This window comes from Pseudonocardia halophobica (genome assembly GCF_050948485.1).
Classification (GTDB): Bacteria; Actinomycetota; Actinomycetes; order Mycobacteriales; family Pseudonocardiaceae; genus Pseudonocardia; species Pseudonocardia halophobica.
Window position 1 is genome coordinate 6,150,930 of record NZ_CP192046.1, and the last position, 20,478, is coordinate 6,171,407.

General features: G+C 69.1%; 15 protein-coding genes and 2 pseudogenes. 9 read left to right on the plus strand and 8 right to left on the minus strand.

What is annotated here, in order from left to right; genetic code table 11:
* The first annotated feature begins 11 nt into the window (after positions 1 to 11).
* Genes ACQP04_RS29395 through ACQP04_RS29415 form a run of 5 tightly spaced genes read left to right on the plus strand, consistent with a single transcriptional unit; the run spans position 12 to position 4,911 of the window.
* Complete coding sequence (locus tag ACQP04_RS29395; RefSeq protein WP_433503777.1) at positions 12 to 1,247, plus strand: polysaccharide biosynthesis C-terminal domain-containing protein; 1,236 nt, start codon at positions 12 to 14, stop codon at positions 1,245 to 1,247.
* Positions 1,244 to 2,503, plus strand: a complete 1,260-nt coding sequence (locus ACQP04_RS29400) for an Ig-like domain-containing protein (protein WP_433503778.1) — start codon at positions 1,244 to 1,246, stop codon at positions 2,501 to 2,503. Before ACQP04_RS29395 ends, ACQP04_RS29400 begins: the two co-directional genes overlap by 4 nt.
* 31 nt (positions 2,504 to 2,534) lie before the next feature.
* Positions 2,535 to 3,602 carry a methionyl-tRNA formyltransferase gene (locus ACQP04_RS29405; RefSeq protein ID WP_433503779.1) on the plus strand — a complete coding sequence of 356 codons (1,068 nt, stop codon included), beginning with the start codon at positions 2,535 to 2,537 and terminating at the stop codon, positions 3,600 to 3,602.
* Entirely contained in the window at positions 3,599 to 4,264 is a 666-nt protein-coding gene (locus ACQP04_RS29410) for a PIG-L deacetylase family protein (protein WP_433503780.1), read from the plus strand. Before ACQP04_RS29405 ends, ACQP04_RS29410 begins: the two co-directional genes overlap by 4 nt.
* On the plus strand, positions 4,264 to 4,911 hold the full coding sequence (locus ACQP04_RS29415) for a sugar transferase (RefSeq protein ID WP_433508460.1): 648 nt from the start codon (positions 4,264 to 4,266) through the stop codon (positions 4,909 to 4,911). Before ACQP04_RS29410 ends, ACQP04_RS29415 begins: the two co-directional genes overlap by 1 nt.
* A 432-nt stretch (positions 4,912 to 5,343) precedes the next feature.
* On the opposite strand, the gene ACQP04_RS29420 is transcribed toward ACQP04_RS29415, so the two are convergent.
* The 5 genes and pseudogenes from ACQP04_RS29420 to ACQP04_RS29440 form a co-directional block, all read right to left on the minus strand.
* Positions 5,344 to 6,054, minus strand: a complete 711-nt coding sequence (locus ACQP04_RS29420) for a response regulator transcription factor (protein ID WP_433503781.1) — start codon at positions 6,052 to 6,054, stop codon at positions 5,344 to 5,346.
* A gap of 185 nt (positions 6,055 to 6,239) precedes the next feature.
* Positions 6,240 to 7,148, minus strand: a pseudogene (locus ACQP04_RS29425) (IS982 family transposase).
* A gap of 68 nt (positions 7,149 to 7,216) precedes the next feature.
* Complete coding sequence (locus ACQP04_RS29430; RefSeq protein ID WP_433503782.1) at positions 7,217 to 7,372, minus strand: hypothetical protein; 156 nt, start codon at positions 7,370 to 7,372, stop codon at positions 7,217 to 7,219.
* 15 nt (positions 7,373 to 7,387) lie between these two features.
* Positions 7,388 to 8,560 (minus strand): hypothetical protein, encoded by a 1,173-nt coding sequence (locus ACQP04_RS29435; RefSeq protein ID WP_433503783.1) that lies wholly within the window; start codon positions 8,558 to 8,560, stop codon positions 7,388 to 7,390.
* 193 nt (positions 8,561 to 8,753) lie between these two features.
* A complete protein-coding gene (locus ACQP04_RS29440) occupies positions 8,754 to 9,722 on the minus strand; it encodes a hypothetical protein (RefSeq protein ID WP_433503784.1) in 969 nt (322 codons plus the stop codon).
* Between the two features lie 615 nt (positions 9,723 to 10,337).
* On the opposite strand from ACQP04_RS29440, the gene ACQP04_RS29445 reads away from it, so the two are divergent.
* The 3 genes and pseudogenes from ACQP04_RS29445 to ACQP04_RS29455 all read left to right on the plus strand — a co-directional run bounded on the left by ACQP04_RS29445 (position 10,338) and on the right by ACQP04_RS29455 (position 14,255).
* Entirely contained in the window at positions 10,338 to 11,450 is a 1,113-nt protein-coding gene (locus ACQP04_RS29445) for a class I SAM-dependent methyltransferase (protein WP_433503785.1), read from the plus strand.
* A gap of 383 nt (positions 11,451 to 11,833) precedes the next feature.
* Positions 11,834 to 13,085 (plus strand): annotated as a pseudogene (locus ACQP04_RS29450) (IS110 family transposase).
* 327 nt (positions 13,086 to 13,412) lie between these two features.
* Positions 13,413 to 14,255 carry a glucose-1-phosphate cytidylyltransferase gene (locus tag ACQP04_RS29455; protein ID WP_433508461.1) on the plus strand — a complete coding sequence of 281 codons (843 nt, stop codon included), beginning with the start codon at positions 13,413 to 13,415 and terminating at the stop codon, positions 14,253 to 14,255.
* A gap of 115 nt (positions 14,256 to 14,370) precedes the next feature.
* Here the strand turns inward: ACQP04_RS29455 and ACQP04_RS29460 are convergent, their stop codons facing one another.
* Genes ACQP04_RS29460 through ACQP04_RS29470 form a run of 3 tightly spaced genes read right to left on the minus strand, consistent with a single transcriptional unit; the run spans position 14,371 to position 19,147 of the window.
* On the minus strand, positions 14,371 to 15,396 hold the full coding sequence (locus ACQP04_RS29460; protein WP_433503786.1) for a glycosyltransferase family 2 protein: 1,026 nt from the start codon (positions 15,394 to 15,396) through the stop codon (positions 14,371 to 14,373).
* Between the two features lie 41 nt (positions 15,397 to 15,437).
* Positions 15,438 to 16,793, minus strand: coding sequence for a nucleotide sugar dehydrogenase (locus ACQP04_RS29465; protein ID WP_433503787.1), 1,356 nt, complete (start codon positions 16,791 to 16,793; stop codon positions 15,438 to 15,440).
* A 53-nt stretch (positions 16,794 to 16,846) separates the two neighbouring features.
* On the minus strand, positions 16,847 to 19,147 hold the full coding sequence (locus ACQP04_RS29470) for an alginate lyase family protein (protein ID WP_433503788.1): 2,301 nt from the start codon (positions 19,145 to 19,147) through the stop codon (positions 16,847 to 16,849).
* Positions 19,148 to 19,184: 37 nt separating this feature from the next.
* Here ACQP04_RS29470 and ACQP04_RS29475 point away from each other — a divergent pair, with 37 nt between their 5' ends.
* On the plus strand, positions 19,185 to 20,474 hold the full coding sequence (locus ACQP04_RS29475; RefSeq protein ID WP_433503789.1) for a phenylacetate--CoA ligase family protein: 1,290 nt from the start codon (positions 19,185 to 19,187) through the stop codon (positions 20,472 to 20,474).
* The last annotated feature ends 4 nt before the right edge of the window (positions 20,475 to 20,478 follow it).

A 20,478-nucleotide genomic window follows, 5' to 3' on the forward strand; every position in this document is an offset into this window, starting at 1 on the left:
CGGTGAACTTCGTGGCCCAGGGAGCGGCGCTGGGCTGTCTGACGATCGCCAGCCTCGTCGTCGCCCGATGGGGCGGCCCCGCGGTACTCGGCGAGTACGCCCTGCTGCGCGTGCTGCCGTGGCTGACCGGCGTCATCGCGAGTGCAGGGCTGCCGGTCGCCTCCACCTTCTTCCTGGCCGCACGGACCGGGTCGGACCCTCGTCTCCGTCCCACGCTGCTCACGTTGGCGCTCGCCGGCTCGGCGGTCGGCCTGCTCGCCTGGGCGGTTGCGGTGCCCCTGCTCCATCGCCTCTTCTTCCCCGACCTGTCACCGGGGCTCCTGCTCCTGGCCGGGCTCACGGTCGCCACCCAATTGTTCACCGTGTGGGGTAAGGCGTGTTGCCAGGGCCAGGCCGACATGCTCGGGGCCAACATCGTGATCGTCGGCGAGGAGCTGCTGTTCCTGCCCGCCTACTGGCTCGTCTCGCACGCCGGGTTGCACGGCATCACCGCCGTCGTGGTCGCGATGGTCGGCGGGGGTGCCGCCGCGACCGCACTCTCGGTGGGGCGTCTCGCTGCGACGGGCTTCTTCACGGGCCGCGCCGCCCCCTCCCTGCGCCTCGCGAGAGAGGTCGTGGTGTTCGGAGCGCGTGCGCAGCTCGGCAACCTGCTGTGGCTGGTCAACCTTCGCCTCGACTTCCTCATCCTCGACGCGCTCGCCGGCCCGGCCGTGCTGGGCATCTACGCCGTCGCGTCGAAGTTCGCCGAACTGATGCGACTGCCCGCCACCGCAGCCAACTATGTGCTGTACCCGCGCTTCGCTCGCGCCGAGCGCGTCGACACCGACGCCGAGGTCCGCCGCCTGCTTCCCCGCGCGCTCGCCCTCACCGCACTCGCCACTCCCGTCCTTGCCCTCGCCGCCACGATCGCGCTTCCGCTGCTCTACGGGCAGGCCTTCCGCGGCGCTGTGCTCCCGGCCTGCGTGCTGCTCGTCGGGCTCGCCGTCGAAGGTGCGAGCGCCGTCGCCTCCGCCTACCTGTGGGGCATCGGCCGACCGGGCGCGAACTCCTTCGCGATGGGGCTGGGCGTGGTCGTGACGGTGGCCCTCGACCTCGTCCTCATCCCCCACCACGGGGCGATGGGCGCCGCCGCCTCGTCCAGCGCCGCCTACCTGGCGACCTCGGCCGTTCTCGTCGGGCTGACCTATCGATTCTCGTCCACCGGCCGCGTGTCCACCGTGGTGGCCAGCCGTGCGGAGCCGCTATGACGAAGGGCACACGGCTGCAGGCGTTCCTCGGCCTGCTACTTCTGCTCACGGCGTGCGATGCCGCGGCGGCGTCCCCAGGCCCGACATGCGCGTCGAGCTCCCCCCACCCTGGTTATCTGGTGCAGCTCTGCCTGACCGCGCCCCTTGCCGGCAGCATCCTGTCGGGCAACCGACCGATCACCGCAAGCGTCCTCACCAGCGGTAGCGCCCCCCTCGTCAACGGGGTCACGTTCACGCTCGACGGCACCTACCTGACCTTCGACGGCCAAGCGCCCTACACCTTCACTCTCCACACCCACCTGTACACCCCAGGTCCCCACACGCTCGCGGCAGCCGTCGCCTTCGCCAACGGTGACGTCTCCACCGCCGTGTCGATCCCGACGTACGTCGCGGCCTCGTCCCCACCGCCCGCTCCTCCGCCGTTCCAGCCCACGCCGGGCCGCGAAGCCGCCCCGGGACAGCCGTTCGTCGTCGCCGCGACCGGCGACGGGGCATCCGGCCTCGCAGCCGAGCAACAGGTCGCGGACCTGATCGCGGGATGGCAACCCAACCTGTTCCTCTACCTCGGTGACGTCTACCGGCACGGCTCTGCGGAGGACTACCTCAACTGGTACGGCGACGGGCAGTCCTTGTACAGCCGGTTCCGGACCATCACCGACCCCACGGTGGGCAACCACGAGTTCGAGTTGGACAGAAGAGGGCGCGCCTACTTCGACTACTGGGGAGGGGCACCGAGCTACTACAGCGTCGACACCCACGGCTGGCACGTCGTCGTCCTCGACAACGCCAGCCCCGGAGTCGATCTCCGTGCCGGCTCGCCTCAGTACCGGTGGCTCAGCGCAGAGCTGACCGCGCACCCCAATCCGTGCACGATCATCACCTACCACCGGCCGCGCTTCAATCTCGACGAGGAAGGCCCGGCGCCCGACTTCGACGCATTCTGGCGTCTCATCGCGGACCATCACGTTCCCCTGGTCATCAACGGGCACGCCCACAACTATCAGCGTTGGAAGCCGCTGAACGCCGACGGCCAGGTGGCGGACGGCGGGACGACGCAGTTCGTGGCGGGAACCGGTGGCCAGTGGATCAGCACGCTCGAGAGTAACGACCCACGCCTGGCCATCGGATTCGACTCGACCGCCACGGCATGGGGTGCGCTACGGCTGACGCTCTCGGCGGTCGGGGCCCACTACGCGTTCGTCAGCAGGGCAGGCGTGACCGAGGACGAAGGCTTCGTACCGTGCGCGCCCGCCTGACGGAGAACCACGCCCTCACGAGGAGACAGCCATGTCGAACGTCAGGCCCCTCCGCGCCCGCGCACCCGGCCGTGTCGCGTTCATCGGGGCCGTGCACGAGGCCGGGCCCGCACTCGAGGCGGTCGTGGCCTCCGTCGACGCAGAGGTCGTCCTGCTGGTGACCGTGCCCCGGATCAGCGAGCATTCACCGTCCGGGGCGGTGGACCTCGCCGCTGTGGCGGAAGCCGAAGGACTCCCGGTACTGCACACGGTCGACGTCAACGCCCCTGAAGACGTGGCGGCGATTCGGGAGACCCGGCCGGATCTGATCGTCGTGGTCGGCTGGACGCGGCTCATCGGCCGGCCGCTCCTGGCGGTGCCCCCGCGAGGGTGCGTGGGGTTCCATGCCTCGCTCCTCCCGCACAACCGGGGGCGGGCTCCGGTGAACTGGGCCATCCTCCGCGGCGAGACCGTCACCGGCAACACGATGATGATGCTCGATCCCGGTACCGACACCGGCGACATCGTCGACCAGCGACGCATCGTCATCGGCCCGGACGACACCTGTGCCACGGTGTACGCCCGTGTGGCCGAGGCGGGCGCCCAGATGCTCACCGAGCACCTCCCGGCACTTCTGGCAGGCACTGCGCCACGTCGGCCCCAGCACAGCAAGTCCGCCTCCGTGCTGCCCAAGCGGACCCCCGAGATGGGTATCACCGATTGGTCGCGCCCCGCCCGCGCGCTGCACGACTGGATCCGGGCGCTCACCTGCCCCTATCCGGGCGCCTTCACGTCCATCCGGGGTGTCCGGGTCATGTTGTGGGGGAGCCGGCTCCCGGGCGGTACCGACGAGGCGGCCCCGGCCGGGACCGTGCTGCACGTCGGGGACGAGGGGCTCCTGGTGGCCACCGGGGCCGGCTCGCTGCTCGTCACCGACATGTCCGACCCCGGCGCTCTCCCACAACCCGCTTCACGCTGGTGCAGATCAGCCGGCCTACGACGAGGAGCTCACTTCGACGCCGTCCATCCTGCAACCGCTCTGTGGGCCCTCGGCCTCGGGCCGAGACCCCGAGCCGAGGAGACGGCGGTGACGGTCACACGGGCAGGGGGAACCTCATGAGCACCGTCGTCGTCCTCGCCGCACATCCCGACGACGAGCTGCTCGGCATCGGTGGCACACTCGCCAAGCACGCTCGTGCCGGCGACGAGGTGCACGCGGTCATCCTCGCCGAGGGCGCGACGAGCAGGTACGACGCCGACATGGTCGATGTCCTCGCCGATGCCGCCAAACGGGCGGCCGACGTGCTCGGCCTGGCTTCGGTCCGGAACTGCTCGCTGCCGGACCAGCGCCTCGACGCCCTTCCACTCGTGGATGTGACGCAGACGATCGAGCGAGTGCTCGGCGAGCTGCAACCGGAGACCGTCTACACCCACTTCCCCGGTGACGTGAACTGTGACCATGGTGTGGTCGGACGGGCCGCATGGACCGCCTGCCGGCCGTACGCCGCACCTCTGTTACGTCGGTTCGCGGTCTTCGAGACACCGTCCTCCACCGAATGGGCCTGGCCGACGTCCGATGCCGCCTTCACACCGGGGTTGTTCGTCGACATCTCCGACACCCTCGACACGAAGCTGCGAGCCATGGCCTGCTACGCCAGCGAGCTCCGCACCTATCCGCATCCACGGTCCCTCCAGGCGCTCGCCGAACGTGCCGCCTACTGGGGCAGTCGCGTCGGCCGCCCCGCCGCCGAACCGTTGCACGTACTACGGGAGCTGCAATGATGCCTCCAGTCGACTCATCCGTCCGAGCCGTCCCGTTGTACTCGGACAGCCCGGCCCGCCGGGCCACCGACCTGGCCCTCGGAGTCCTTGCCGGCCTCCTGCTCGTGCCGGTCCTCGTGGCGCTCGCGCTCCTCGTCCGGACCACGAGTGCCGGTCCTGCGATCTTCCGGCAGGAACGAGTCGGCCGCGACGGGCGCCCCTTCACCATCTGGAAGTACCGCACGATGGTCGTCGACGCAGACCGTCTGGGCGCGGCGGTGAGCGGCCGTGAGGATCCCCGTGTGACCCGGGTCGGCCGCATGTTGCGGGCGAGCCGCCTGGACGAGCTGCCACAACTGGTCAACGTCCTGCGAGGCGAGATGACCATCGTGGGGCCTCGCCCCGAGGTCCCACGGTTCATCCCGTACTACACACCGTCGGAGAGACGGCTGCTCGCGGTACGCCCAGGAGTCATCGGTCCCGGCGCACTGCTGTTCGCCGGCGAACAGGCCGACGAGCTCGATGTCGCAGGAGACCCCGAGGCGTTCTACGTGCGTCACCATCTCCACCCGAGGCTGGCACTCGACCTGGACTACCTGGCGGGTCGCGGCCTGCGGCGCGACCTCGGCCTCGTCTGTCGTGCCATCCGGGTCGTCCTCGTTCCCTAGCGGCTGCCCGCTCGCGGGATCTACCACCTGGTCCGTGATGACGAGTTGAGCGCGGCGCGGACGGCAACCGTCTCCCTCAGCAGCAGAACCGACCCGAGAATTGTACGCAGGCCTTGCGGATCGAACAAGATTCGAGGCACCGAGGCCTCCTGAGCGAGGAGTCGAGAGTTCCCCGCACAGATTTTACTTTCGGCGTAGCCGTACACATTTCACGTGCAATCCTGTATCGAGGAGTGCATTCGTGACGTCCATGTGGTAGGTGCCGGAAATCTGGCGAACTGCACAGGTGCAGAAGCCGGGGCGCGAGATCCACACAGCAGTCGCCGCCCCTTCGTCTTCGCTCAAGACGAAGGGGCGGCGATCATCCGTCCCCGACTCGAGAGGACGCGCCTGCCGTCGTGCGTCTCCGGGCGAGGCCCCGGACGCCCGACCTCAGACCACGTGTTCCAGACGCCCGAGCGCCGCCTCCGCAGGCGAAGCGAGGTCGTGCCGCACCGTCAGGGCCGCCGCCTCCAGGCGCGAGTGCACTCCGAGCTTCGTCAGGGCCGATTGGACATGGCTGCGGATCGTGGTGGGCGCGACACCGAGCCGATGTGCCATCGCCTTCGTTCCCATGCCCTCGACGAGCAGGCCGAGACACTGACGTTCCCGCAGCGTGAGGTGGCTGGCGAGCATCTGGATCGCCGAGACGGGGCGACGTGAACGAGGCTCCTGGCTCCGGACCGTGTCGACGACGACGGCACCTGCACGTACCCGGCGGATCGACTCGGTGAGAACCCCGATCCCGTTTGACTTGTGTACGTACGCGGCCGCGCCCCGGACCAGGGCCTCGGAGGCCGAGCTCACCTCACTCTCGGCGGCCAGCACGACGACCCTGACCGCCGAGTTCGTTGCGAGGATCTCCTCGATGGCATCGAGTCCGTCTCCGTCGGGCAGGGAGCGCTCCAGGAGGCAGATGTCGGGTTGCGTCCTACGCACTGCGGCGACGATCTCTCCGGCCGAGCGAGCGACGGCGCGCACGTCGAAACCCTGCTGACACAGCAAGGCCGAGAGCGCGTCGGCGAAGAGGCGATTTCCCTCACAGATCACAATTGAGACAAACCGCGCCTCGACAGGTCCTTTACTCTCCCTTTGTGCAGGCATTACCACTCCCTAGTCGGCCTTCGCGCCATTGCGACGGCCCCCGACAGACTCGCATTACACCGCTCGGCCCTCGGCCGCACCGTGTTACACGCCTGTTGTCAGTTCGTGCAGAAATTCGGACGAGGCTTTCTTCCCTCACCTGGGCGCAAATATCAACTAGATGATCGATTTCGTGAAGTTGGTGTTCAGTGGTCGTAGGCGGTGACGCTGCGCTTGAGTGGGGCGTTGGTGGTCCAGTTGTGCCAGACCGCTGCGGCCAGGGCGAAGAGCCGCTGAGCGACGCGGGTGCCTACGCCTTGGCAGGTGCGCCCGCCGTGGCGTTCCAGGCCGAGCTGGCCCTTCAACGTGTCGAACACCGACTCGATCCATTGCCCCGCCGAGGTTGCCGTGGCGGGTGCGTTCGTCGCCTCGGTCTGGGCGCAGCAGGGTGACTCCGAGGGCGGCGATCCGGGCTTCGATCTCGCGTCCGGCCAGGCCCTTGTCGGCCAACACGGTCGCTCCGGAGGCGAGGCGTCCGGTCTCCACGGCGATGGTCAACAGGTCCAGGCAGACATCTCGTCCGCCGGTTTCGGGTGGGCCAGACACCAGGCGATCGGCATCCCGTCCGGGGCGGCGAGCAGGTAGAGCTTGAACCCCCGGTAGAACCGGGAGGGCGCCGCGCAGTACCCGTAGCCGGCGTGTCCGGCCAAGTCCGAGCGTTTCGCGGTCTCGCGCGAGGTTCCGCACGGCAGCGGGGTGGCATCGATCAAGCGCAGGTCGTCGCACCACGACGGGCTGACCATGGCCAGGTGGGTGATCGCCGCGGCCGGCAACGGAGCCGCCGCGGTGAGGCGCTTGTGGTAGCCGGGCTGCTTGGGCAGATACCGAAACAGGTGTCCGAGGCGGCAGTAGGCGAACCGGATCCACCGGTGCTCGGTGTCGACCCCGAGCAGCACCTGGGCCGCGGCCAGGGTCAACAGCTCGGCGTCGCTGAGTCGGGGTCGTCGTCCTCGTCCTCGTCCTCGTCCTCGTCCTCGTCCTCGGCGAGCCGGGACCACATGATCGTCGATCTCCACATACAGTGCGGTCAGGAGGGCGTCCAGGTCGTTCGTCACAGTCGATCATGGCCGCCCTCCTCCCATGTCTTGGCTGATCGACACGCCACCTTCAAGGAATCGATCATCTAGAAGTGGTTCTCCAGCACCCAGGCCAACGTCTGCGTGCCGGTGAGGACGACGACGGCGGTCGCCCAGGGCGCGCTCGGTCGCCGTTGCCCGGACGCGACCAGGAGGATCAGCGGCGGCGCAGTGATCGCGTAGAGGTTCCAGTCATCGAACACCCCGAGCTGCGCCCGTCAGACGACCACCAGCAGCAGAGCCCCCGCCGACGCCACCCCGAGGAACACGCTCCGCACGCCCGCGAACCGGCACGCCGGGAGCAGGACGACCGCCGGCGCGAGCAACAGCACCAACTGGAGCTGCAACCACCACCCCGTGGCGCCGTCCGGGAGGAGGAAGCGCGACCAGTCCCCGCCCTGCGCCGTGATCTGGCTGCCGGACACCAACTCCGCGATCGGCAGCCCGTGCTGGTCGAACCACCACATCCCGAACACCGCGGGCACCGCGGTAAGCGCCAGGCCGGCGTCGAGCCGCCCACCATGCCGCACCCCGATCACGACCAGGACGAGCAGCGACGGCCCCAGCACCAGCGTCTCGAGATGGCAGAGCACCCCGAGCCCCAAGAGAAGCCCGAGTGGCCACAGCGGGGCCTCCTCGTCGTCGAGGAACCGCAGCGCCCCCGCCAAGTACCCCAGCGCGACGACGGCGGTGAGCGTGTAGTTCTCGACGTCGCCGAAGAACACCATCACCCACCCGCCGCCGGCGAGCAGCCCCAGCACCAGCAACGGCTGCTCGAAACGGCGGGCAATGCGCAAAGCGATCAGCACTGCCATTCCCCCGGCGAGACAGGAGACCAGGCGATAGGTCTGCGCGGCGTCCCAGCCCCACAACTCGTGCAGCCCGGCCCAGAGTCGGGAGTGCAGGAACAGCTCGAGCATCTCGTCGTGGGTGGCGAACCCGCCCGGTGATGCCTCGAACTTGCCCTGCAGCAGCGAGCCGTCGAGGTTCTCGGTGCGGTCGCTGAGCAGCCAGAAGAGACCCGTCGACACCAGGGCGACGACGCCTCGTACAGCCCGCCGATCCAACGCCGCGCTGACGTCGACGGCGAGCATTCTCGCCCGCTCCGGCCACCTCCACACCGCCAGCCCGGCGGCCGCGGCCAGGCCGGCGAAGGTGATCGCCCACCCCCGTCCGACGAACACCCAGCGATCGACGCCGAACCAGGTCGTCAGCCCGGCCTCGGGCTGCCCGGGAACAGCATGGGGAACGGCGAGTCCGCGCCAAAGGTAGAGCCCACCGAGCAGACAGACGCCGGCGGCGAGCAGAGCGGTGGTCCGTCGGGGAGAAGCCTCGGTGGTCGTCGGAGTGGGGAGCACGAGCACGGCCGCGAGGCTGACATGCACGCTCATCCCGGCGCCGCCTCGTCGACGCTGTGACCGGGGAAGGCACAGGAAGTCCTCAGGAGGAGTCGGCAGGAACGGGTCATCTCGGCAGAGATGCTCGCTGCCCGCTACCTCAGGCGCCGGTTGCCTCCCGGTCGGATCCCTGGCGCAGCAGCACGCGTCCCCTCGGACTCACCGGTCGCTCTGCCCGGGCCGCAACTCACCGGCGATCTTCGGAAGAATCCAGTCGCACGGTGCTGGGCAACTTACCCCCTACCGTTCTGGGGATGTGCGACATTTCTCGGAAGGTGACCTCCTGACCCGGCCCGACTACGTGTCCCACGTTGTCCCGCACCATCGCCTGGACGCTGGAGATGTCGAAGCCGGGGCCGGGTACGAGCCGGAACTCGAATCTGCCCGGAGAAAGCTGTACCGCTTGGACTTCGGTCAGGCCCGTAAGATTCTTGATCAGCCTGTGCGGCAACGGCACGAGCCTGCCATCGGCCGCGACGAAGTAGTCCTCCTTCCGCCCGTCGAGAGGTCCGAGCACCGGGAATGCCCGCCCACAGGGACACGACTGCTCGCCTGCGGGGCCGACAACATCCCCCGTGCGGTAGCGGAACAGTATGAAACCTGAATTGTGCAAGGGAGTGGCAACTATCTCCCACTCCTGCTCGCCGACCGGGAGAAGCTCGACGTAGCCGTAGTCCGGGAAGACGTGATAGCTGCCTCTCTCACAGTTGCCGGCCATGGCAACCCGCTCGGTCTGGCCGTAGTGATCGACGATCGGGCCGCCGAAGGCAGCTGCAAAGAGCGTTCGTTGCGCAGTTCCGATCGTCTCCGACGAGGTGATCACTGCTTGCATCGGAAGTACGGCGTCGACCTCGCGCAGCAGTCGGGCGAAGATTGCCAAGCTCGACGGCCAGCCTTCGACCACCTGCGGCCTGAAGGCACGAGCGGCTTCCAGTATCTCCGGAAGGTGCTCCGCGGTGAGATGCGCACTCGATACGTGCAACTGCCTACTGCCGTGCAGTTCGTGCAGAACATCTCGGGCACGATCGGCCCGCAATTCGCTTCCCCGCAGCGTGAGGCGACGCGGAGACCCCGGAATACCGAACCACGACCATTGCCGCTCCAGAGCGACCATCTCGTAGACCGACGACGACGGAGTCCGGTAGGCCGTGATCACGGACCCCGTGGTGCCGCTCGATCGAGCAGGCCACACACGGGGGCGCGGGACGGTGAGGAATCGATCGGCAGAGGCAACCAGATCATCGCGCCTGAGCATGGGCAGCAGGGGAAGATCCCCTACGCCTCCGAACCGTCGGGGATCGATGCCTCGTTCTCGGAAGTACTCCCGGTAGTAGGGCGAACACGCGGCGGCGATCCGGACGAGGCGCCGCAGGCGGCGATCCTGCATCTCGCGGATCTGCGCAGACGTTGCACCCTCGATCTGTCGAGCCTGCTGAGCGAACCAGAACCTGGCAGGGTGAGCACGCCGGACTCGATGAAGCAGCGTCGCATAGCCTGATGGAGCCACCGCCGACTCTCCCCTCCCGGGACCTGTGACGCGGGTCTCGCCCCGGGCGGGCCAACCGTTAGTTGCGACGCGGACAATGGGCGTTTACTCCCTTCCGGCCGGGCACACATCGGACTACCTGAGCAGATCGGACTGCTCCGCAGCGCGGTCCGGTCGCTACGCGGAGGTGACCTCGGCCCGGCCGAGGGGTAACGGATGCCCCGACAACAGCGACTCGCACGGGAGCGTCCCCGCGCCCCCGATCTGAGCAGCCGGAGCATCGCCGTGATCACATGCCGTTTCTGCGCCTCCCGCGACGGCGAGACGGTCCTCGACGCCGGACTGCAGCCCGCGGGAGACAACTTTCCACTCGTCGACGATCGCGGGCCGGACGCGCTGCATCCGCTGCGGATGTGGATGTGCGGGGCATGTCGGCTGGCTCAGCTCACGGAAGACCCCACCGTTCCCGACGAACCCCGGGGTCGCGAGCCCGAGGCGCTGGTCCGGCAAGCGAGGGACGCCGTTCAGATGCTTGCCTCGACGGGGTACCTGACGGCAGGAAGCAGCGTCGTCGAATTCGGCAGCCCGCACGGCGGCTCATGGCTCGACCTGATCCAGGAGTACGGCGCCGTGCCCTGTGGCGAGAGCGCGAAGGCCGACGTACTGGTGGACAACATCGGGATGATGCACGCGGCTGACCAGGCAGCCGCCCTGCGCGAGCGGCTGGCGCGGCTGGCGCCGCACGGAACCGCGTTCTTCCAATACCACTCGCTCGCCACGATCGTCGCGCGCGGCCAATGGAACGCGCTCCGACACGGTCACTACGCCTACTACTCGACTCCGGCCCTGGTCACGATGCTGGAATCAGTCGATCTCACGCCAGTGACCGCTCGCTGGTACCCGTTGTACGGGGGGACGGTGCTCCTCGGCGCGCGGCGCGGAGGAGCACCAGACGGAACAGTCAGTCGGATCGCCGACGAGGAGGAGAAGGTCGGCGTGCTCGACCCCGCGCGCGTGCGTTCCCTGCAACACGCGTGCTCCACCTCGTCGGCGGCCCTCGCGACCTTCATCGGCGCCGAGCTGGTAGCCGGACGGCGCGTCGCGGGCTACAGCGCCGCCTCGCGGGCGGTCGCGCTGCTCTGCACCGCCGGGATCGGGTTGGCCGACCTGTTCGCCGTCGCCGACGCCTCGGAGGAGAAATGGGGCCGTCGACTTCCCGGCAGTCGGATCCCCATCGTGTCGCCGGCGCAGCTCGTGGACGAACGGCCCGACACGGTGGTGCTCTTCGTGCCGGACCTGCTCGAGGAGGTTCGTCGCGCCCTACCTCAGGTCGAGGAGTGGGGAGGCCGCTGGGTGGTGGCCGAGGACCTTGTCGGTGACGAGGCGAACGCTCTCTGAGGCAGTGTCACTGCCGCCGCGGCCGTCGGATCCCCGGCGCAGAGCCGTCGGACCGAGCTGCCGCCGTGTCCTGGTCCTCGTTCACCGGCCGTACGACCGGCGCCGGTTGTTGCAACGAGGGTGCCACCTAATGGGTTCTGTCGAGCTGGGGTTGTGCCAGGCTCGGCGCTGGTAGCGGCCAGCGGGTCAGCACTCTCGTCGCCGGAGCGTTGAGCTCTAGAGTCAGATCGTGCGCCCGCTGGTCGCGAGCAGGTCGAACCGCTGATGGGATGACGTGCCCCGGCCCTCGAGCTCGTCGGGGTCGGTGAGCACTTGACCATTAGGTCGCGGGTCCTGCTCCACGCTGCCGTCGACGAAGGACCAAGCGGGAGGCGGTGGGGCCGTTGCTGTTCGTCGGTGACGACTGGGCCGAGGATCACCACGACGTGGAGATCGTCGACGAGGCCGGGAAACGACTCGGGCGAGCGCGGCTGCCGGAGGGCATGGCCGGGATGTCCCGGCTGCACGAGATGCTCGCCGAGCATCTCGACGACACCGACCTCGACCCGCAGACCGGGATGCTCGCCGACGGGGCGGTGGTGGTGGGCATCGAGACCGACCGCGGCCCGTGGGTCACCGCGCTGCTCGCGGCCGGCTACCGGGTGTTCGCGCTCAACCCGATGTCGGTGGCCCGCTACCGCGAGCGGCACTCCACCTCCGGGGCGAAGTCCGATGCCGGGGACGCGCACGTGCTGGCCGAGATCGTTCGCCTCGACCGCGAGCATCACCGCCCGGTGGCCGGGGACAGCGCGCACGTCGAGGCGCTCAAGCTGGTCGCCCGGACGCACCAGAGCCTGATCTGGGACCGGACCCGGCACCTGCAGCGGCTGCGCCAAGCGCTGCGGGAGTACCACCCGGGGCTGCTCGACGCCCTGGTCGCGGGCAGGTTGGAGCTGACCGATCCGGACGCGGTCGAGCTGCTCGAGCGGGCCCCGGACCCCGACCGGGCCGCCCGGCTGTCGAGGGCGAAGATCGCGGCGATCCTGAAGAGGCACCGCCGCCGCAACGTCGATGCCCGCGCCGAGGCGATCCAGACGGCGCTGCGCGCGCCGGTGCTGCGCCAGCCGCCTGCGGTCGAGTCGGCGTACGCGACGATCGCGTTGACCCAGGCCCGGCTGCTCACGGCGCTGTCCGGGCAGCTGCCGGGACTGGAAGAGGTGATCGGTCAGGGTTTGGCCGGCACCCGGACGCTGAGATCTACGCCAGCCTTCCGGGCCTCGGTGTGACTCTCGGGGCCCGGGTGCTCGCCGAGTTCGGAGACGACCCGCACCGCTACCGCGACGCCAAGGCCCGCAAGAACTACGCGGAACGTCCCCGATCACCCGCGCGTCCGGGCGCAAGACCGTCGTGTTGGCCCGCTACGCCCGCAACCGCCGCATCGGTGACGCCGTCCATCGATGGGCGTTCTGCGCCCTGAGGGCCTCACCAGGTGCCCGCGCCTACTACGACGCCCTCCGCGCTCGCAGCATCGGACACAACGCCGCGCTACGACAGCTCGGCAACCGGCTGGTCGGAATACTGCACGGCTGCCTCAAGACCCGCACCCGCTACAACGAGACCACCGCCTGGGCCCACCACCACACCACCGCCGCTTGACACCACTACGTCATGGGATGTCTGACTCTTCTCCGCTGCCGCGGCACGCACCAGAGCCCTCGCGACGAGCCACGAGACGAAGACTGCGAGCACGACCCATCCGAGCGCGACCGCCGCGATCGTAAGCCAGAGGGTCGAGCTCACGGCGCTCTCCGATCAGTCGGACCTGGGTACTCAGTGAATGAGGATGACCTACGAGAATCGGACAGGCATCACGAAGTGTGATGACGTCGGGACGGTGCGCTGGCAATTGCACCTTCGCGTAACGGCAGCTCCTCGATGGACGAGCCCGCCTACGATCCTGTCCCCTCACGTGAGGCCTGCGCGATGAAGGTCGTTCTGTTCTGCGGCGGATACGGCATGCGGATGCGTGACGGCGTGTCCGACATCCCGAAACCGATGACGATGGTCGGTCCGCAGCCACTGCTCTGGCACGTGATGCGGTACTACGCCCATTTCGGTCACAAGGACTTCGTGCTGTGCCTCGGCTACGGGGCACACCACATCAAGGACTACTTCCTGCACTACTCCGAGACCGCGTCGAACGACTTCGTCATGCAGGGCGGCGACGTCCACCTCCTGGGATCGGACATTCAGGACTGGAAGATCACCTTTGTGCACACCGGTCTGGACTCACCCATCGGTGAGCGCCTCCGGCGGGTGAAGGAGCACGTGGCCGACGAGGAGATGTTCCTGGCCAACTACGCGGACGTCCTCACCGATGCGCCCTTGAACGACCTGATCGACACCTTCAAGGCGAGCGACGCAGTTGGCTCGCTGCTGGCGGTTCCGCCCCAGTCCGCCTTCCACTGCGTGGAGGTTCCCGACGGCGACGACCGCATCAGTGCCATCAGCACGGTGCGCGATCTCCCCCTGTGGGAGAACGGGGGCTACTTCGCGCTGCGACCCGAGATCTTCGACTTCATCCCCGAGAACGGCGACCTCATCGCCGACGCGTGCACTCCCCTCGCGGCGGCGGGACGCATGCTCGCCTACCGCTACAAGGGGTTCTGGCACCCGGCGGACACGGTGAAGGAGCGCACGGCGCTCGAGGCGCTGTACCGCGCCGGTCGTAGCCCGTGGATGCTGTGGGAGGGCGCTTCTGGCGGTCGCCGTGACCTGATGGCGGCGACCATCGCGGGGCTGGGCGCTCCCGAGGTCGAGCGCTGACGTCGCTCCCTCCGAGGCCACGAAAGGAGGGCCCCGGGCTCGAGTGCCCGGGGCCCCTTCTTCGTCTCGTGGTCGACGGCGCCGGAAGGCCGGCGTCACGAGCACAGGGAGATCGTCAGGCCGCCGCCTTGTCCCGCAGTCGCTGGGTCCTGACCGTGACCGCTGTGATGACGCGACCGAGTTGTTGCTTGGCCGGATGCAGTCGGCGCAGCACGCCCGGAGCCACCGACAGGCCGGCGTACACCACGGCGGGCCGCATGGATGGCCTCTGCTGGAAGGCCACCCGCGCCTGCTGACGGGCCGTGGTCGTGTCGGAGGCCAACAGCGCGTTGCGGGAGATCCGCATCGCCCGGTTGAACCTGATCCGGCGCAATGTCCGGTCGAGCGCTTTCTGGACCTCCACCTCGTCGGTCAGCGCCGTGGCCTCGACGAAGCAGCGCTCCAGGCTCGCCTCGAACGCGTCCACCTGTGCGGGATCGCGGGAGAACGAGTTGGCGCGCAGGCGGTACCGGGCCAGCCGCTCGGGCAGGACACGGATGTCACAGCCTTCGGCGAGCATTCGCATGAACATCGCCAGGTCTTCGACCTTGGGAGTCTCGCAGCTGTAGCCGCCGCCCTTCTCCCACGCCTCGGCGCGGATCGCCGCGGTGTAGTAGAGGACGTTGCCGCCGATCATCTCGACCAGGTCCATGGGGTGGTCCGGGTCGGCCGGGGTCTTGATCCCGACGGACTCCCGGTAGCTCAGGGCCTGATCCTGGCCGTCCGAATCCTCGAAGAGGTAGGCGTCGATGCCCACGACGTCGACCTCGGGTCGGTCGTCGAGGAACGCCGCAGTTCGAGCGCAGAAGTCGGGCATCAGGAGGTCGTCGCTGTCGAGCACCGCGTAGTAGCGGCCGGTCGCCTTCGCCGCGGCGGCATCGATCCCGCCGCCGAGGCCCTTGTTCTCCTGCCGGATCAGACGGATGCGGGGATCGCCCGCGTACTTGTCGACGATCCTCACGACTTCGTCGGACATCCCGTTGTCGACGAGGATGAGCTCCCACTCCGCCATCGTCTGCGCGACGACAGACTCGATCGTCGCCGGGAGGTAGGGCTCGGTCCGGTACACGGAGGACAGAATGCTGAAAGTGGGTCGTGTCACCTGCGGTCCTTCTCGCTCGGTCGTGTCCACGGGCGGCGTCTTCACCACGCGATTCCGGCGTATGTCTCGTGGCCTCGCCGCTCGGCTGCGTCGGACAGCCGCACGAGGTCGACGAGGATCTGGTCGGTGGAGACGGATCCGACGGCCGCGGTGACGCGGGGATCGGTCGTACCGACGACGACGACCTCGCCATGTGCCAGGACCTCGTCGACGTCGTCCGTGAGCAGCTCGGAGATGTGCGGCAGCCGCGCGGCCAGCTGCTCGCGGTTCGCACCGACGAGGCGGGCCAGCGAGACGTTGGGGTCATAGATCCGTACGGCGTAGCCCTTCCCGGTCAGGCGTTCGGCGATCTCGACGAGAGGGCTCTCGCGGAGGTCGTCCGTACCGGCCTTGAAGGACAGGCCCAGCATCGCGATCCGCCGCCGGTCATGACTTGTGATGAGCTCAACGGTCCGACGGATCTGCGTCTCGTTGGACACCAGCACGTTCGAGAGGACGGGCAGGTCGACGTCGTGTCTCCGCGCGGTGTGGGTGAGTGCCCGGACGTCCTTCGGGAGGCACGAGCCTCCGAATGCCAGGCCGGGCCGCAGGTACGCCTTGCTGATGTTGAGCTTCTCGTCCGCGAGGAAGACGTCCATTACCGCGTGGGAGTCCAGGCCGGTGGCCCGGCACAACGAGCCGATCTCGTTGGCGAACGTCACCTTGAGCGCGTGGAAGCTGTTGTCGACGTACTTCGTCATCTCGGCGACGGCGATCGGGACCTGGAACCGTGGCCCGGGCAGACCCTCGTACAGGTTCATGACCCACCGCCCACTCATGTCGTCGCTCTGCCCGACGACGGTCTTGGGAGGGTTCAGGAAGTCGCGGACGCTGCTGCCCTCCCGCAGGAACTCCGGGTTGACACAGACGCCGAGGTCGACGCCGACCCGCTTACCGGAAGTCCGTTCGAGTAGCGGAATCAGCAACTTCTCGCACGTCCCTGGCACCATGGTGCTGCGGTAGACGACCACGTGCCGGCCGTTCTTGGCGGCCAGTGCCGTGCCGATCTCCTCGGTCACCCTCTCGAGGTAGGCCGTCGACAGCCCACCTCCGCTCCCCGAGGGCGTGCCGACGCAGACCAGCGAGATGTCGGTGTCGTGTACCGCGGCCGCGGCCTCGTCGGCGACCGTGAGTCGTCCGGCGGTGACCGCGTCGGCGATGAGGTCACCGATCCGCTCCTCGACGATGGGGCTCAGCCCGCGCCGGAGGAAGTCGGCCTTGTCGGGGTTCGCGTCGACACCGATGACCGGGAAGCCGCGCGACGCCAGGCACGCGGCCGACACGCAACCGACGTAGCCGAGCCCGAAGACACTCACACAGAGGGGGCGGCCGACCGGCGCGCTCACGGGTGTCGTCACGTCTGCCTGCTCGCCCCCGGACCGACGGCCGTTACGAGAGTGCCCTCGCCCTCTCACGAGGACGAACGTGTACAGCTCGCGTCACGGTCGACGTGGATGGTCAGCCCGCTCGTTCTTCCGTTGTCGCGCCACTCCAGGCGGACGAGGTCACCGTCGTAGGACATGCCGAGGTCCTCCACGGGCCCGGCGCCGTCGGTCCGCAGCACGCTCGCCAGCACCGCGGGTGCATCGGCCTGTGCGACCGCTCCGACGAGCCAGGACGGGCGCCGCGCCTCCAGCCTGTCCGACCACCAACCGAGGCCCCGGGGCCCGGATCCACCACGTTCCTGGTGCAGGCCGAGCGAGATCGAGGACGGGGCGGTGTGCTGGATGTACAAGGCCGGACGGCCGGCCCGAGTCGCGACGTGACACGAGTCGGACCGATGGTCGAGGTCCGTCGTCTCGTCGCGGGTGCTCTCGAGATCGAGGTCGGGATGGAGCGGCCAGGCAGTCCGTACCCGGTGCCGTCCCACGCCCGTCACCATGTCGACCACGACGATCGTCGGGTCTCCGGGTGGCGCGCTGAGCCAGCGCCTGTGCACAACGGGTGCGTCGAGGACGAGGTACCCGTCGTGCTCCGCGTCCACCACACCGCGGTCCAGGTCGACTCCGCGGACGCGAACCCGGGCGTGGCGCGTCCACAGGAAGGCTCCGCCACTCTCGGACTGGTCGTCGTCATCGACCGACAGGGTCCCGTGGACGACGGTGCTCCTGTGTCGGCGCCGCCATTCAGGGTTGCCGTAGTAGCTCCCTGCTCCAGGATCGCCCACGATCTCGACACCGTCCTCGGTGATGGTCACCGCGAGGGCGTCCGCGTGCCCGTGCGCCGCGATCGCGAGGTAACCCAACGGCCCTACGTCCATGGTGATCCGACGCCGGCCGGAGCGAAGGAGGACGAGGCCGCCGTCGGGGAAGTAGGCGGAGGCGAGCTTGTCCGGCCGACCGGTCGGCGCCGATCCCTGCGTCCGCCCGAACCAGGCGGCGGTCAGACCGGCTCGTCCCGAGCGCTGCGCCTGGGGATTGCCCGTGACGGCGGCGACGGCGGCGAGGTGCCGACGGACGTCCGGTACCGGTTCGGCGTCGAGACGCAGCGCGAAGCCCTCGTCGTCGTCGCCGTATCGCAGCGGCGGATCCTCGACGCCCACGAGCGCGGAGAGGAAGTCCGCGCTGCGGTCGAGAGCTCGTGTGATCGCGCGCACCGGCTCGATGCCGCCGGCGGCCAGGAGTGCCGCGACGACCAGCAGCAGGTCACCGGTGAAGAGCTGGTACGCGAAGGCCTGTTCCGCCCCCGCCCCGTCCGGCAGGATCTGTCGTTCCGCCTCGATCGCGAGCCCGCCGAGGGACTTGCGTCGCCACGCCGATGCATCGGCGAGTTCGGGGTGCAGCGCCGAGATGACGGCCAGCCCGGCGAGCTCTCCCACGAGGTGGTTGTTGGCGCTGCTGAAGCGCGAGCGATCGGCCCAGCATCGTCGCCCCGACTCGGCCAGCATGTCGAGTGCTGCCCGGTAGCGCTCCCGCGTCAACTCCGGGTGGTCCCGTAGGCCCTGGAGCGCCACCGCGACCGAGATCGCCCTGATCCCCGCCTCGAAGGCGCCCCGCCAGGCGATGCCGACCCCCGGCCGGTTCTGCGCGACCCAGCCGTCGAGGTCCTGCAGCGCAATCTCCGCGTAGTGGGACTCGCCGGAGAACAGCCAGGCCTCGGCGAGCCAGGGCAGGTGCTGCAGCCTGTTGAGCTCCCAGATCCACTTCGGATCCCCGGACGCACTCCGGTGATCGATCCGACGGGCGCTGATGCGTGGCCATCGCGTCCCCGAGATGGGATCCGTGTTCCAGTCGACCGGCCGCTCGAGTACCGCCTCCGGGTAGCCGAAGTACGTGACACGACCGGCGCACACCTCGTCGGCGACCCGGAGCAGGTGAGCGACCGCGTCGGAGTGCGTCTCGGCGATCGCGCGCGCCCGCTGCCGATCGAGGAGCACGGGACGGCCGGCTGCTGCGCGGAAGTCCTCGTAGGCGGAGTCGAGGTCTGCTCCCGCACGGAGCCGCGCGGCGGTCGCCGGCCTTCCGTCTCGCCGAAGGGCCGAGCGGGCCAGGGTGCCTGCGCGCCAGGCCATCTCGCCGGCGGACATCACCCGGAGTCGACGGGCGTACCACGAGAGTCGGGTCACGGCCGGACACCGTAAAGGACCGCGGCGTCGAGGCGGTAACGGATCTCGGGCCCGTCCCGAGCGAATCCACGACGAGCGGAACCGCTCGGCGAAGTAGTCGGAAGGAGCACGTCGGGTGTCACCCCCAGGCGGGTTGCAGAGCCTCAAGCACCGCGTTCGCCGGGCGTATCCCACGGGCCCTGCGATGCGCGCAACCCTGGCACGAGCTGAGCGCTCCACCCCTGGGCGCATTCGTGAGGTGCAGGAACGTCGGCTCCGCCTGCTGGTCAGACTCGTGGCCGCGCGTTCCAACTTCTACCGTCGGTGGTTCCACGAGTCCGGCGTCGACCCTTCGTCGATCCGCACGCTCGACGACCTCCACCGTCTGCCTCTGATCGGACGCGAGGAACTCATGGCGGCGCCCGAGGACTTCGCCGTCATACCGCCCGGCCTGATGTGGCCGTCGATGTCGAGTGGCACTGCCGGGCGACCGGTGAAGGTCTACCGGACCGCCGGCTCGTCGGCGTACGAGCAGGCCGCTCTGCAGCGGCAGTGGGGCTGGTTCGGTCTCCGCCGTGGGGCCAGGCGCGTCGTGCTGAGGGGTACCCCGTTCCTCGAGGGCAACGGACCGACGCTGAACGTCCCAGGTGACCGTCGTCTGCTCGTGTCGAGCTTTCACCTGACGGAGGCGACACTCCCGCAGATCCTGCAGCAGATCCGCGCTTTCGGGGCGGAAGCCGTCGAGGGGTGGCCTTCGAGCCTCGCCTTGCTGGCGCGGCTCCTTGACCACGCGGGCGAGCGTCTGCCGCTGACGGCGGTCATCACGTCCTCGGAGGAGATGGGTCGGGCACAGCGACAGTTGCTGAGCACCGTGTACGAGGCGCCGATCGTCGACCACTACGGCCAGACGGAGCGTGTGACGCTGGCGGGCGGCTGCGAGCACAGTGGCTACCACCTCTTCACCGACTACGGGATCACCGAGTTGCTGCCTCTCCCGGGCGGTGAGGGGCGGTCCGAGATCGTGGGTACCGCCCTCCACAACTTCGGCTTCCCGCTGTTGCGCTACCGCACGGGTGACGAGGTAGGACCCGCGCCCGCGGAGCCCTGTCCGTGCGGCCGGCCGTTCCCGCTCATGGGCGCGCTGTCGGGGCGGGTGGAGGAGTCCTTCACCGCCGCCGACGGCCGGGTGATCCCCCTCCCGTCGACCGTCGTCGACGACCTCGAGGGCTTGGCAGAGGTCCAGATCGTCCAGCTCGGTCGCGGCAGGTTCGAGATCCGCGCCGTACCGGGCCCGACTTTCGACGGACATACCGTCCGCGCTCGCGCACTGCGCAACGTGGAGGAGCTCATGGGTCCGGGCCAGGACGTCACGTTCACGGTCGTGAGCCGGATCGAGCGCAGCGGTAGCGGCAAGCTGCGCTCGGTGGTGGTCAAGGTTGACGAGTCGGCGGTCGGTGACCACGTGTTCGCCCGGGAGGGCGATCCGGCACGATAGAACG